Annotated in this window: 13 protein-coding genes; 7 read left to right on the plus strand and 6 right to left on the minus strand. The window is 73.4% G+C overall.

What is annotated here, in order from left to right; genetic code table 11:
• Window positions 1-37: 37 nt before the first annotated feature.
• A complete protein-coding gene (locus K1T35_RS40560) occupies window positions 38-1237 on the minus strand; it encodes a glycosyltransferase family 87 protein (RefSeq protein ID WP_220256985.1) in 1200 nt (399 codons plus the stop codon).
• Between the two features lie 79 nt (window positions 1238-1316).
• On the opposite strand from K1T35_RS40560, the gene K1T35_RS40565 reads away from it, so the two are divergent.
• The gene (locus tag K1T35_RS40565) at window positions 1317-2660 is read left to right on the plus strand and encodes a neutral zinc metallopeptidase (protein ID WP_220256986.1); all 1344 of its coding nucleotides are present in this window, start codon (window positions 1317-1319) and stop codon (window positions 2658-2660) included.
• Between the two features lie 58 nt (window positions 2661-2718).
• Here the strand turns inward: K1T35_RS40565 and K1T35_RS40570 are convergent, their stop codons facing one another.
• Window positions 2719-3309, minus strand: a complete 591-nt coding sequence (locus tag K1T35_RS40570) for a TetR/AcrR family transcriptional regulator (protein WP_255621250.1) — start codon at window positions 3307-3309, stop codon at window positions 2719-2721.
• Window positions 3310-3418: 109 nt separating this feature from the next.
• On the opposite strand from K1T35_RS40570, the gene K1T35_RS40575 reads away from it, so the two are divergent.
• Window positions 3419-4201 (plus strand): SDR family NAD(P)-dependent oxidoreductase, encoded by a 783-nt coding sequence (locus K1T35_RS40575; protein WP_220256987.1) that lies wholly within the window; start codon window positions 3419-3421, stop codon window positions 4199-4201.
• Window positions 4202-4410: 209 nt separating this feature from the next.
• Window positions 4411-5436 carry an adenosine deaminase gene (add, locus tag K1T35_RS40580; RefSeq protein WP_255621251.1) on the plus strand — a complete coding sequence of 342 codons (1026 nt, stop codon included), beginning with the start codon at window positions 4411-4413 and terminating at the stop codon, window positions 5434-5436.
• A gap of 99 nt (window positions 5437-5535) precedes the next feature.
• Here the strand turns inward: add and K1T35_RS40585 are convergent, their stop codons facing one another.
• Entirely contained in the window at window positions 5536-6450 is a 915-nt protein-coding gene (locus tag K1T35_RS40585; RefSeq protein ID WP_220263163.1) for a tetratricopeptide repeat protein, read from the minus strand.
• Between the two features lie 314 nt (window positions 6451-6764).
• Here K1T35_RS40585 and K1T35_RS40590 point away from each other — a divergent pair, with 314 nt between their 5' ends.
• The gene (locus K1T35_RS40590) at window positions 6765-7058 is read left to right on the plus strand and encodes a hypothetical protein (RefSeq protein ID WP_220256988.1); all 294 of its coding nucleotides are present in this window, start codon (window positions 6765-6767) and stop codon (window positions 7056-7058) included.
• Between the two features lie 60 nt (window positions 7059-7118).
• Here K1T35_RS40590 and K1T35_RS40595 read toward each other — a convergent pair whose 3' ends face one another.
• Window positions 7119-7421 carry an MTH1187 family thiamine-binding protein gene (locus K1T35_RS40595; RefSeq protein WP_220256989.1) on the minus strand — a complete coding sequence of 101 codons (303 nt, stop codon included), beginning with the start codon at window positions 7419-7421 and terminating at the stop codon, window positions 7119-7121.
• 113 nt (window positions 7422-7534) lie between these two features.
• Between K1T35_RS40595 and K1T35_RS40600 the strand changes: the two genes are divergently transcribed.
• The 3 genes from K1T35_RS40600 to K1T35_RS40610 all read left to right on the plus strand — a co-directional run bounded on the left by K1T35_RS40600 (window position 7535) and on the right by K1T35_RS40610 (window position 10487).
• The gene (locus K1T35_RS40600) at window positions 7535-8062 is read left to right on the plus strand and encodes a MarR family winged helix-turn-helix transcriptional regulator (protein WP_220256990.1); all 528 of its coding nucleotides are present in this window, start codon (window positions 7535-7537) and stop codon (window positions 8060-8062) included.
• Window positions 8063-8478: 416 nt separating this feature from the next.
• Entirely contained in the window at window positions 8479-9363 is an 885-nt protein-coding gene (locus tag K1T35_RS40605; protein ID WP_220256991.1) for a pentapeptide repeat-containing protein, read from the plus strand.
• Entirely contained in the window at window positions 9360-10487 is a 1128-nt protein-coding gene (locus K1T35_RS40610; RefSeq protein WP_220256992.1) for a helix-turn-helix transcriptional regulator, read from the plus strand. Before K1T35_RS40605 ends, K1T35_RS40610 begins: the two co-directional genes overlap by 4 nt.
• 80 nt (window positions 10488-10567) lie before the next feature.
• On the opposite strand, the gene meaB is transcribed toward K1T35_RS40610, so the two are convergent.
• Together meaB and K1T35_RS40620 are read right to left on the minus strand one after the other, a co-directional pair.
• Window positions 10568-11542 (minus strand): methylmalonyl Co-A mutase-associated GTPase MeaB, encoded by a 975-nt coding sequence (gene meaB, locus K1T35_RS40615; protein ID WP_220256993.1) that lies wholly within the window; start codon window positions 11540-11542, stop codon window positions 10568-10570.
• 7 nt (window positions 11543-11549) lie between these two features.
• The gene (locus tag K1T35_RS40620) at window positions 11550-12740 is read right to left on the minus strand and encodes an acetyl-CoA C-acetyltransferase (RefSeq protein ID WP_220256994.1); all 1191 of its coding nucleotides are present in this window, start codon (window positions 12738-12740) and stop codon (window positions 11550-11552) included.
• Between the last annotated feature and the right edge of the window lie 98 nt (window positions 12741-12838).

The raw sequence follows: 12838 nt of genomic DNA on the forward strand, positions 1-12838 counted from the left end.
GCGACGCTCCTGAGGAGGCGCCGCCGACCCCGGCGGCTCAGTCCGACGGCACCGGCTCTTCCGCTGCCGAGCGCACCGACGACGACAGCAGCACCGCCCAGTAAGCGAGCAGGATCGCGCAGTAGAGCGACCGGGCCAGGTCAGGGGCGACACCCTCGGGTGGCCAGTCGGCGTTCCACGACACTGGGATGACGGCGAGCGCCAGCCCGGCCGCCGTGAGCGCGCCGAGCCCGAGGGGCACGAGCGCGAGCGCGCCCGGGAACAGCAGCAACAGGTAGTTGTGCCAGGCGATCGGGGAGAACAGCAGCCCGGCCGCGAGCACCGCCCACGGCGCGGTGCCGGCCGGGTCGATCCGGTCGCGGTTGCGGCCGATCCAGACGAGGGTGCCGACGAGCACGGCCAGCCCGGCCAGCATGCCGAACACGGACGGCACGCCGAACCGCACGGCGAGCCCGGGCAGCGATGCGTTGTCGACGGTGTCGGGCACCGGCTCGGAGAAGGCGATCTTCAGCCACTCGATCCCGCTGGACGGCCCCGCGATGAGCACGCCGGCGAGGGTGGCGACCGCCGCCGACGCAACGCCGGCCCGCAGCGGCACCCAGCGGCGCTGGACGGCAAGCAGGAGCAGGACCGGCGCGAGCGACGGCTTGAGCGCCACCGTGACGCCGTACAGGACCGCGGCGAGCACCGGCCGTCCGCGCCGCTGGGCGATCCAGCCCGCGACGAGACCGGCCAGCAGCAGCGGGTAGATCTGGCCGAGCACGAGCGCGCCGTGCAGCGGGGAGGATGCCAGCACCGCGACGAGCGCCAGCACGGTGGCGGTGCGCGAGAGCTGCAGCTCACGGGCCACCGCGAGGATCGCTGCCGCGACCAGCAGCACCGTGAAGACCATGAACACCCGGTACGCGGTGAGCGCGTCCAGCAAGGCGAACGGCACCAGCAGCACCGTGAGCAGCGGGGGGTTGAGGTTGGTGAGCTTCGCCGGGGTGTCGTAGATGTCATCGCCCGACACGAGGGCGACGGCGGAGTGCCAGAACGTGTCGAAGTCGACGTGCAGGTCGCGCATGTCGGGCCCCGGCAGCATCGTCACCAGCGCGTCGGGGTGCCGGACGTGCAGCACCACGGTCGCGACGATCGACGCCAGCACGAGCACGCCGGACACCGCCCAGCGCAGCGTCACGACCCGCTCGCGCGGTGCCGGAGGGGCCCGGTCCGGCCCTCGGTTCAGCAGGGACACGGTGCCTGACGCTATCCGGCCGGTAGGAGTTCGCCCGAAACGGTCCCCCGCAACGGCCCCGCAGGTCATGATGAAGCCCGTGTCAGCACCGATCAATCGGCTCACGACGCTCGTCGCCGCGGTCCTGATCCTGACCAGCGCATGCGGTCAGGTGGTGCCCGGGAACGCACGCGCGGCCGCCGCTCCCGCGCCTGCCACCCCGGCGGGCGCGGCCCAGTCCGATCCCGCGGGGCGGGTCGCGGAAGCCACGACCACGGCTGTGCAGGAGTTCTGGCGCGCCGAGTTCCCCGCGGCGTTCGGCCGCGAGTGGCGCGACATCAGCACGTTCGTCGCCGTCGAGACGCGCGACCCCGCGGCCCCGCCGCCACCGTGCATCAACCGCGCTGCCGACCTGTCCGACCAGGCCTTCTACTGCCCTGCCGCCGATGTGATCGCGTGGGACGCCGACGGCCTGATCCCGGCACTGCACGAGCGGTTCGGCCCGGTGGGCGTGGCCGTGGTGATCGCGCACGAGGTGGGCCACGCCGTGCAGTCGCGGCTCGGCGTCGACGCCGACCAGGGCCGCGACCCCCAGCGGTTCCCCACGATCCTGCTGGAGTCGATGGCCGACTGCTACGCGGGCGCCGCGCTCGCCCGCTTCGCCGAGGAGCCGGTCGCGGGCCTCCCGCTCGGCCTCGAGGAACGCGACATGGCGATGCAGGCGCTCGTCGGGTTCCGCGACCCGCTCGGCGTCGCGGCGGGCGACGAGTCCGCCCACGGCAACGCGTTCGACCGGGTCTCCGCGTTCCAGGACGGCTGGACCGACGGCGCAACGCTCTGCGCCGGGATGACGGTGGACAACCGGCCGTTCACCCAGCGCCGGTTCGGCTCAGAGGCCGATCTCGCCCGGGGCGGCAACCTGCCGCTGAGGGAGCTGCTCGCGTTCGTCGAGCGCGACGCCGCGGAGTTCTTCGGCCCCCTCGCCCCCGGCTGGGATCCGCCGCAGCTCTCCACCGGCGGCGCCTGCCCCGCGCCCGAGCTCGCCGCACAGGGGCCTGCGGCCTACTGCCAGGAGGACGGCGGGGTGGCGGTCGACGTCGCCGCGCTCGAACGGCTCCACGACGAGGTCGGCGACTTCGCAGGCGCCACCGTCGTGGCGGGTCGCTACGGCATCGCGATGCTCGACGCCAGTGGGGAGTCGCCGCTCGGCGCGCCCGCCGGGGCCGCCGCGACCTGTCTCACCGGCGCCTACACCGGCAGGCTGTTCGACGCAGGGGACGGCTTCCAGCTCTCCCCCGGCGACCTCGACGAGGCGGTGCAGGTGCTGCTCGCCGCCGACTGGGTCGCCCGCGACGCGGCGGGCGTCTCCGACTCGTCCGAGCGCGGGTTCGAGCGCATCGGACGGTTCCGCACCGGGGTGCTCGAGGGGCCTGCCGCCTGCTGACCCTTCGTGGGGAGGGGCCGCAGCGCTCCGCACCTCGCTCGTCCTAGGCCGTGTCGGGTCAGAGTGGGGTGGCTGGGTTGCCGACTCCGCGGAGCAGCGTGTTGATCAGCTGGGTGGCCAGGGTGTCGGCGTCGGGGTCCGACTCGGTGCCGACGTCCTGGCAGGCCTCGTGGATCAGGGCGTAGTACACCCGGCGCGCCCAGACAGGGTCGACGTCGGCGCGCAGTGCGCCGTTGTCCCGCAGGCGCCGGAACAGCCGGTCGCACGTGTCGAGCATCCGGCACTGGATCTCCTCGACCTCGCCGCCCTTAGCGAGGGCGGTGCCCATCGAGAAACTCCAGGAGAACTTCACCCGGAGCACGTTCGCGGTCGCCTGGTAGAGCGCGACAAGGGGTGGCGCGGTGTCCGGGCGGGCTTCGTCGACGGCGGCTTCGAGCTGCCGGCTGGCCCAACCCGCGAGTGAGGCGATCAGCGCCTCGCGGGTGCTGAACCGGCGGTGCACCGTCGTGCGCGCGACGCCTGCCGCCGCGGCGATCTCCTCCATCGTGGCCGCCGGATCGCGGGTGAGGACCCGCTCCGCCGCCTCCAGGATCGTCAGCACGGTCCGCTCAGCGTCCACGCGCAGAGGGCGGCTGCTGACATCACTCACCACCCAAGTCTACTCGACTGTCGCGCAGCGACCCATAGTTGCGACATTGATGACGCAGCAGATACGTTTACGAGGTCGGTCAAGACGCAACTCAGAGGAGGGGTCCGGTATGGATCTCCAGTTGAAGGACAAGACCGCGCTGGTCACCGGTGCCAGCAGGGGGATCGGCCTCGCGACTGTCGAGCGGCTCGTCGAGGAAGGTGTCCGGGTCGTCGCGGCCGCCCGGACCGAGACGCCGGACCTGCAGCGCACAGGCGCGCATGTCGTCCCGGTGGACCTGACCGACCCGGATGGTCCGGAGCGGCTGGTCGCGGCGGCCCGGCTGGAGCTCGGGGAGCTCGACCTGCTGGTGAACAACGTCGGCGGCGGTGAGGGCGACGCGACGGCAGGCTTCCTCGGGGTCGACGACCAGTTGTGGCAGCACGTCTTCGGGCTGAACTTCTTCGCGACCGTGAAGACGACCCGGGCGGCGTTGCCGAGCCTGATCCGCCGGCGCGGTGCCATCGTCAACATCTCGTCGAGCGGTGCGCGGATCCCGTCGGGCGGGCCGGTCTCCTACACGACGGCGAAGGCCGCGCTGACTGCTCTCGGCAAGGCGCTGGCCGAGGAATTCGGACCGCAGGGCGTGCGCGTCAACACCGTGTCGCCGGGGCCGGTGCGGACGGCGCTCTGGGAGCACCCGGAGTCCTACGGCGGCCAGCTCGCGGCCAAGCTCGGCGTACCACACGACCAGCTGCTGGCAGCCCTGCCGGCGCAGGCGGGGATGCTGACGGGACGGCTCATCGAGGCCGCCGAGGTCGCCGACCTGATCGTGCAGCTCTGCTCGCCGCGCGCGGGCAGCATCACGGGCGCCGACTACCTGATCGACGGCGGACTGGTGAAGACCGCGTAGCCGATCCCGACGGCGCCCACGCGCTCGTGCCGCCGGGCAGAGCCAGCCCTGCTTGACGCGCGGCCACGGCCGGGGGAAGGTGGCCCTCGTGGATCTCCGGACGGCCGAGCTGCTCAGGCGGCCGCTCTACGGGCAGTGCTACGACCGGGGCGACGCCGACTGGTAGGAGCGGCACGCCGCCCACCGTCCCGTCTTCCCGAGAGGTTTCCGTGTCCGCGTCCTCCGTGGCGGCGTTCGTCGCTGCCCTGCCCAAGGTCGAGCTCCACCTGCACCTGGTCGGCTCCGCCTCACTCGACACCGTGCTCGCCCTCGCCCGCCGCCACCCCGACGGCGGTGTCCCCACCGACCGCGACGAGCTGCGTCGCTTCTACGCCTTCACCGACTTCCCGCACTTCCTGACCGTCTACCACCGGGTGAACCTGCTGGTCACGACCGGCGCCGACATCGTCACCCTGCTCGAAGGGCTCGCGGCCGAGCTGGCACTCCGCAGCGCGCGCTACGCCGAGGTGCAGGTCACGCCCGTCCGCAACCGCATGGCCGGGATCAGCTACGCCGACCTCGCGGCGGCGCTCGCGGACGGCCGCGCACTGGCCCGCGAACGGCACGGGGTGGAGCTGGGCTGGGTCTTCGACGCCGACGCCACGCTCGGCCCGGCCGGCGCGGAGGAGACGGTCGACTTCGCGGTCGGGTACCGGCCGGAGGGCACCGTCGGCATCGGTCTCGGCGGGCCGGAGGTGGGTGTGCGCAGGGCCGACTTCGCGCCCGCCTTCCGCCGTGCCGTCGCCGCCGGGCTGCACAGCGTGCCGCACGCGGGCGAGACCGTCGGCCCGGACGAGGTCTGGGCCGCGGTCACCGAGCTCGGCGCGGAGCGCATCGGGCACGGGATCGGCGCCGCCGGGGACCCGCGGCTGCTGGAGCACCTCGCCGAGCACGGGATCCCGCTCGAGGTCTGCCCGATCTCCAACCTGCGCACGGGTGCGGTCAAGGACGTCGAGGCACACCCGCTCCCTGCGCTCGTCGCCGCGGGTGTGCCGGTCACCCTCGCCACGGACGACCCTGGCATGTTCCACACCGATCTCGACGCCGAATACCTGCTCTGCCACGAGGCGTTCGGCATGGGCATCGCCGAGCTCGCGGACATCGCCCGCACCGGGGCACGCGCCGCCTTCTGCTCACCCGGACTCCGCGACGAGATCCTCGCGGAGATCGACCAGGTCGAGGCCGCCCACACATGATCGTTCCGAGATCGCGGTTCTCGCCCGCGCGAGGGCGCCGGTCTGCGATCTCGGAACGATCATCGGCACGTTGGAGCGCTTCGCCCCGGCCGCGAGCGGTCAGAAAAGGGCGCGGGCCAGGGCTCGGCGGGCGGAGCTGACGCGCGCGTCGTCGGCCGGGTACAGCTCGAAGAGGCTCACCAGGTGCTCGCGCACGCGATCGCGCTCATCGTCTGCCGTGCGCGCGACCGTGCCGATGAGACGGTTGAACGCCGCCTCGGCGCGGTCGCTCGCCACCTCGGCGTCGGCCGCGGCCAGCTGCGCGTCGACGTCGTCGGGCGCTGCGTCGGCGCGAGCGATGGCGGACGGGTCGGCCGACTCCGCCCTTGCGAGGAAGCGCACCTGCGAGAGCGCGGCCTTGGCCTGCTCGTTGGCCGGTTCGACGGCGAGGATCTGCTCGTAGGCCGCTTCGGCCGCGGCGTAGTCGCCGCGTTCGAGGGCGTCCTCGGCCGCGGTGAACCGCGGGTCCTCCGGCTCCTCGGCGGGCGCGCCGTTCGCCGCACCTGCCTCGGCCTGCGCGATGGCCGGCATCCGCTCGCGCAGCGCGTCGAGGAGGGCGCCGATCCACTGCTTGACCTGCGGCTCGGGGAGCGCACCCGTGAAGGCGTCCACCGGCTGCCCGCCCGCGACGGCAACCACCATCGGGATGGACTGCACGCCGAAGGCCTGCGCGATCCGCGGGTTGGCGTCGACGTCGACCTTGGCGAGGATCCAGGCCCCGTTACCGGCCTCCGCGAGGCGCTCGAGCACCGGCGAGAGCTGCTTGCAGGGGCCGCACCACTCGGCCCATAGATCGACGACGACGGGGACCTGCATGGAGCGCTCCAGCACGTCGGTCTGGAAGCTCTGCTCCCCGACGTCGACGACGAACTGACTCGCGCCGCCGTCGCCGTCGGACCGCGGCGGGGCCGCCTTCTGGCGGGCGGCCGCGTCGGAGCGGGCTTTCAGCGCGGATAGATCCACGGCACCGGCCATTGCGCGCGACAACGCGGCCGTCTGTGCCGCCTGACGGGGATCGGGTCGAGACACGCCACTCATCCTGCCACCGGCCATGGGAACCGCGCGCGGCCGCCGAACATCCGCCGAACGGGGCCGGATTCTCGGGAACTCGTCACGACGCGTGGCCACGGCGCGCAATACATCGATCGCGCTCCGCCACCGATCACCAGACCGGGCGAGCACCAGACCAGCCCGCCACTCGTTGAGCATGTGTGAGTGATCAGATGGTCGCTCTGCGTAGACATCCGCTCGGCCGCACCCCGCGGCTTCCCTCACTCGAAGGAACCTGCATGAGCACGGAGAACACCGTCGCCGACCGCCTGCTCGAGGACGCCCGCAAGAAGACCGCCAAGAGCGAGAGCCCGGTGCTGGGCAAGGTGGCCCTGATCGTGGGTGCGATCGCACTGCTCGTCAGCCCGATCTCGATCGTCGGCTGGATCGTCGGCGCCGGGGCCATCGGCCTCGGCGCCGCCGCGGTCCGCCGCCCCGCCGCCGCCAAGCAGGCGAAGATCGCGATGGCGCTCGGCGGCGCGGCGATCCTGATCGGCGTCTTCTTCTTCACCCTGAACGTCGCCATGGGCTGACGTCTGCACGCGAGAGGGCCGCACGGTGACCGTGCGGCCCTCTCCGGTGTCCCCGCTCTCTCAGTTCTCCTCGAGGGCGGCCTCGACCCGTTCCACCTTCGACCGGAGCTGACCGGTGTGACCGGGCCGGATGTCGGCCTTGAGCACCAGGCTCACCCGAGGCGCGTGGGCCTGCACCGCCTCGACCGCGCGCTTGATCACCGCCATCCCCTCGTCCCACGTCTCCGCCTCGATCGTGGTGAACATCGAGGTGGTCTCGTTGGGCAGGCCCGACTCCCGGACCACGCGGACGGCGTCGGCGACCGCCGCGCTCACACTGTCGCCGGGCGTACCTGCCGGCGCGATGCTGAAGGCGAAGAGCATGGGGCCACACTGCCCCAGCCGCCCCTGCGGCCGCGACCCGGAGAACCGCGACTCGATCCCGTACCAGATGACGATCCGAGCTCGTGACAGCAACACTGCTAACGTCGCGAGCCATGGCCAGTCGGCAGCCGCTGCCCTTCGACCCGATCCTGCGCGCCGCCGAGCTGTGGGACGAGCGGATCGGCCCGGCCCGCACCATGGCCGCGGTGACCAGCGTGATGCGGGTGCAGCAGATCCTCCTCTCCGCAGTGGACGGGGCCCTGCGGCCGCACGGACTGACCTTCGCCCGTTACGAGGCGCTCGTGCTGCTCACCTTCTCCCGCACCGGACGGCTCCCCATGCGCGTGATGGGCGAGCGGCTCCAACTGCACCCCACCAGCGTGACCAACATCGTCGACCGGCTGCAGGCCGACGGCCTCGTGCGCCGCATCCCGCACCCCACCGACCGGCGCGCCACCCTCGTGGAGATCACCGATGCCGGCTCCTCGCTCCGGGAAGCGGCCACCAAGTCGGTGACCGCCATCGACTTCGGACTGAGCGGCCTCACCCCCGACGAGGAGTCCCAGCTCACCACGCTGCTGGGGCGGGTGCGCCGGGCGGCGGGCGACTTCGAGGAGCGCGACGAGCAAGCCCGCAGCTGACGCCGCCACACCGGCCGCCGTCATGTACCGAGCCGGCCGGATGCGCTCAGCCCCGCTCCACGTCGCTCCCTCCTTCGCTGCCGGGCGGCGGTGCCGGGTGCCCAGCGCCACCCGGCCACGAGCGCATGGCCGCGCGTCGCGACCGGCTCCGCCTCCTCCCCGATCCGGGGCGGTTGCCCGCACGGGCAGGCCTCTCCGCTCGCCTGCGCCGCCGCCTGCCGGCGCAGTAGCCACCGATCGCGCCACCGGCCGACCCGGCCAGCGCCCACGCCGAACACGTCGTGAGATCCATGACGCCCCCCTCTCCAGGCGTTACCGCGCTGTTGCGGCAACCCCGTTGACACTAGGTCGCATCCCCGACATCCTGGAATCGCGACGGACGGGACCGCGGGGGGATGAGGTTGAAGGGTCGACTGATGCTGCTGGCCACGGTGATCGTGGCGATCGCGGTCACGGTGGCCACCACGGCGGTGCTCCTGCTCGTCGAGCCCATGGCGCCGCGGTCGGAGGCCGTTCGCACGGGCGCGCTGAGCGGAGGCGCGGTGGTCGCGCTCTACGCTCTGTGGCTCAACGACCGCAGGCGCCGGATCGAGGAGGACCGCCACGAGCTGGAGGGCGTCAAGGTCGCCGACGAACGTTTCGCGCGGTCCGTCGAACTGCTCGGCAACGAGGCCGACCAGGTGCGGGTCGGCGCGCTGCATTCCCTCGCATGGCTCGCGGGCTCCACTCCGCGCTACAAGCAGACGGTGCTCGACGTCCTGTGCGCCTACCTGCGCCGACCGTTCGACCACCCGGAGTTGCGCGACGAGCCCGACGGCGCCGCCGAGGAGAGCGATCCGGAGGCCGACCGCGAACGGGAGGTCCGACTCACTGCCCAACGGCTGATCACCGACGTGCTCCCGTGGGGCGCCGACACCGACCCGCGCATCTATGACCTCGACCTCTCCGGGGCGCGCCTCGAGCACTTCCGGCTGGAAGGCAGGCGGATCGGGCGCCTCATCGCTCGCCGCGCCCGCTTTCACGGCATCACGCGGCTCGCTCAGCTGGAGGCCGCCAAGCCCGTGCTGTTCACCGGTGCGTCCTTCAAGGGGCGCCTCGATCTGCGCGAGGCGCGGCTCAACGGAGGGGTCTCCTTCGAGCGCGTTCAGTTCACAGGCGACGTGTTGCTCGACGGCACCGCCGTCTCCACGTTCCTCGACATCAGCACCGCCGCGCCGGCGGGTCAGCAGGGCGCGCTGGTCGTCAGCCCGCAAACCCGCATCGACGGCACCGCCGAGGGATGGGCGCTCGCCGCCCCATGACCGGACGCATCGGGGCGGGTGGGCTGAGAGCGGCGCGCGCGGAGCGCGGCTGGTCGCAGTCGCAGGCCGCGCGCGAGCTGGTCACACTCGCCCGGTCGAGCGGCGCCCCTGTGGCGGGAGCCGCGAGCCTCAAGACCCTGCTCTCCCGATGGGAGAACGGCCACGCGGTGCCCGAGCCGCAGTACCGAGCCCTGCTCGGAGAGCTGTACGGCCGCACGCCTGCCGAGCTCGGCATCGCGGCTCCTCCGGCCGATCCGGCGGCAGCCGGTGCACCGGCCCGGTTCAGGGCCGCACTCGCCGCGGCCGCGGCGCTCGACGAAGCCGCGCTGGCTCTGTGGCGCGAGCAGCTCGACGTCGCCACGCGGCTCGACGACGAGCTCGGGGCCACCGGAGCGGGCGAGCTCGTCCGAGCTCTCGTCGAGCGGCTGGACGAGACCGGCCGTCACACGCTCGCCCCATCCCGGCGCGCGGCGGTGGCCACCGTGCTGGCCCCGGCCGCGATCCTCGCCGGAGGGCAGGAGCTCGATCGCGGCCGGCCGGACATCGCGTGGCAGCGGTACGACCTCGCGCGCACGGCAGCCGCCGAAGCCGACCTGCCCGACGCAGCTGCCGACGTCGTCGCCGGCCAGGCCACCGTCCTGATCGATGTCGGCGAAGCCGCGGCCGCGATCTCGCTGCTCGACGCGGTGGAGCCGGCGCTGCCCCGCACCGCACGTCCCCGGGTGGCGGGGGCCCGTGCCGGAGCCGCGGCAGCGCTGGGCGACGCCACCGCCGCGCGCCGCGCCATCTCGGCCGTGAGCAGGCGGCTGCCGGCCGACACCGTGGAGCCGGCCGTCGCGGTCGAGCTCGCCGACCTCGACCGTTGGCACGGCCACGCGCTCACCGTCCTCGGTGATCCCGCGGCGGCCCACCCGCTGCGGCGTGCCCTCACCGCTCCGCCCCGCTCGGCCCGCCATCGCGCCGCTGTGCACGCCGACCTCGCGCTCACGCTGGCCGTCGAGCACCCCGACGACGCGGCCGCCCACGCCCGCGCCGCCCACGCGCTCGCCGAGCGCATCGGCTCGACCCGTACGCAGGAACGCCTGGCGGCCCTGCGCCCATCGGCTACTCCCCACGCACCCTGAACCCGGCCCACGCAGCCCATGCGCCCGATCGAGCGGTAGCGCACGCTGGAACGGGGTGCGTGAGCGGCGCCGCCAGTGCCCTACAGCGCGCGCCCACCCAGCCGGGCCGTCAGCTCGTCCGCCGCCCCGTACGGGTCGATCTCGCCGGCGAGCACCCGCTCGGCGAGCTGCGTCAGCCCGACCGCACCACGGAGGTCGCCGATCCGGTTCCGGTGCTGTTCGAGCGCGATCGCCTCGATCTCGGCCTCCGCCCGCGCCCGCCTGCGACGGGCCCGTTCCCCGCCGCGGTCGAGCCAGTCCCGGTGCGCGTCGAGCGCGGCCACGAGCTCGTCCACGCCCTCGGCGCGGGCGGCCACGGTGCGCACCACGGGCGGGCGCCACGCGTCCTCGGCACCCCGCTCCCCGAAGGCGAGCATCTGCCGCAGGTCGCGAACGGTCTGGGCGGCGCCGTCCCGATCGGCCTTGTTCACCGCGAACACATCGGCGATCTCGAGGATCCCGGCCTTCGCGGCCTGCACGCCGTCGCCCATCCCCGGTGCGAGCAGCACGACGGTGGTGTCGGCGAGGGCCACCACCTCCACCTCGGACTGGCCCACTCCCACCGTCTCGACGAGCACCACGTCGCACCCGGCCGCGTCGAGCACGCGCAGCGCCTGCGGGGTGGCCCATGCGAGCCCGCCGAGGTGGCCGCGGGTGGCCATCGAACGGATGAACACCCCGTCGTCGGCGGCGTGCTCGCCCATCCGCACGCGATCACCGAGCAGCGCGCCGCCGGAGAACGGCGAGGAAGGATCGACGGCGAGCACACCCACCTTCCGGCCCTGCGCCCGCAGGAGGCGGACCACGGCCGACGCGGTGGTCGACTTCCCGACGCCGGGCGGGCCGGTCACGCCCACGACGTGCGCATGTCCGGTGTGCGGGCCGAGCGCGGCGGCCACCTCGCGCAGGGCGGCGTCGGCGCCGTCCTCGACGAGGGAGATCAGCCGCGCGACGGCCAGCTGCTCGCCACCCCGGGCGCGCTCGACGAGCTCCGGAACACCCGGCCGCCGCGACACCTGGCCGCTAGCTCGATGCCGGAACGCGGATGATCAGCGCGTCGCCCTGGCCGCCTCCACCGCAGAGCGCGGCGGCGCCGACTCCTCCGCCACGCCGTCCGAGCTCCAGCGCGAGGTGCAGCGCGAGCCGGGCGCCGGACATGCCGATCGGGTGGCCGAGCGCGATCGCGCCTCCGTTGACGTTGACCTTGTCCGGGTCGATCCCGAGCTTCTTCGTGGAGACCAGCCCGACGGCGGCGAACGCCTCGTTGATCTCGACGAGGTCGATGTCGGTGGGCGCGATGCCCTCCTTCTCGCACGCCTTGACGATCGCGTTGGCCGGCTGCTCGTGCAGGCTCGCGTCCGGGCCCGCGACGACGCCGTGGGCGCCGATCTCGGCGATCCAGGTCAGCCCCAGCTCCTCGGCCTTCGCGCGGCTCATCACCACCACGGCGGCCGCGCCGTCGGAGATCTGGGACGACGAGCCGGCGGTGATCGTGCCGTCGGAGGAGAACGCGGGGCGCAGCTTCGCGAGGCTCTCGCCGGTGGTGTCGCCGCGCACGCCCTCGTCGGTGGAGACGACGAGCGGGTCGCCCTTGCGCTGCGGCACGGTGACGGGTGCGATCTCGGCGTCGAACGTGCCGTCGGTGGCGGCCTTCGCGGCGAGCTGGTGCGAGCGCGCGGCGAAGCCGTCCTGGTCCTCGCGGGTGACGCCGTAGCGGGCGTTGAACTTCTCGGTGGACGCGCCCATCGGCAGCTGGTCGAACGCGCAGAAAAGCCCGTCGTGCGCCATGTGGTCGAGCATCGTGACGTCGCCGAACTTGAACCCGGCGCGCGACTTCGGCAGCAGGTGCGGCGCCTGCGTCATCGACTCCTGCCCACCGGCCACCACGATGTCGAACTCGCCGGCGCGGATGAGCTGGTCGGCCAGCGCGATCGCGTCGAGCCCGGACAGGCACACCTTGTTGATCGTGAGTGCCGGGATGTCCATCGGGATGCCCGCCCCGAACGCGGCCTGCCGGGCGGGGATCTGCCCCGTCCCAGCTGTGAGCACCTGGCCCATGATCACGTACTGGACCTGATCGGGAGCGACGCCCGCCCGCTCGAGCGCAGCCTTGATGGCCACGGAGCCCAGCTGAGCACCGCTGAAGTCCTTCAACGCGCCGGACATCTTGCCCATCGGCGTGCGGGCCCCGGCGACGATCACGGATCCGGACACGACTGACCTCCATCGGCTGCGCTGGCGGGCGATCCGACGATACCCGCCGGTAGGCACCCTCGCGGCCGTGACGACTCGCACACCTGTCGGCACGCAGT

The organism is Pseudonocardia sp. DSM 110487 (assembly GCF_019468565.1).
In the GTDB taxonomy this organism is placed as follows: Bacteria; Actinomycetota; Actinomycetes; order Mycobacteriales; family Pseudonocardiaceae; genus Pseudonocardia.

What these genes read in the sequence shown, in the direction of transcription:
- K1T35_RS40600 (WP_220256990.1), top strand. Translation starts at nt 7,535, where the DNA reads ATGGCCAGTCGGCAGCCGCTGCCCTTCGACCCGATCCTGCGCGCCGCC.
- K1T35_RS40585 (WP_220263163.1), bottom strand. Translation starts at nt 6,450, where the DNA reads ATGGCCGGTGCCGTGGATCTATCCGCGCTGAAAGCCCGCTCCGACGCG.
- K1T35_RS40575 (WP_220256987.1), top strand. Translation starts at nt 3,419, where the DNA reads ATGGATCTCCAGTTGAAGGACAAGACCGCGCTGGTCACCGGTGCCAGC.
- K1T35_RS40595 (WP_220256989.1), bottom strand. Translation starts at nt 7,421, where the DNA reads ATGCTCTTCGCCTTCAGCATCGCGCCGGCAGGTACGCCCGGCGACAGT.
- K1T35_RS40605 (WP_220256991.1), top strand. Translation starts at nt 8,479, where the DNA reads ATGCTGCTGGCCACGGTGATCGTGGCGATCGCGGTCACGGTGGCCACC.
- K1T35_RS40590 (WP_220256988.1), top strand. Translation starts at nt 6,765, where the DNA reads ATGAGCACGGAGAACACCGTCGCCGACCGCCTGCTCGAGGACGCCCGC.
- K1T35_RS40610 (WP_220256992.1), top strand. Translation starts at nt 9,360, where the DNA reads ATGACCGGACGCATCGGGGCGGGTGGGCTGAGAGCGGCGCGCGCGGAG.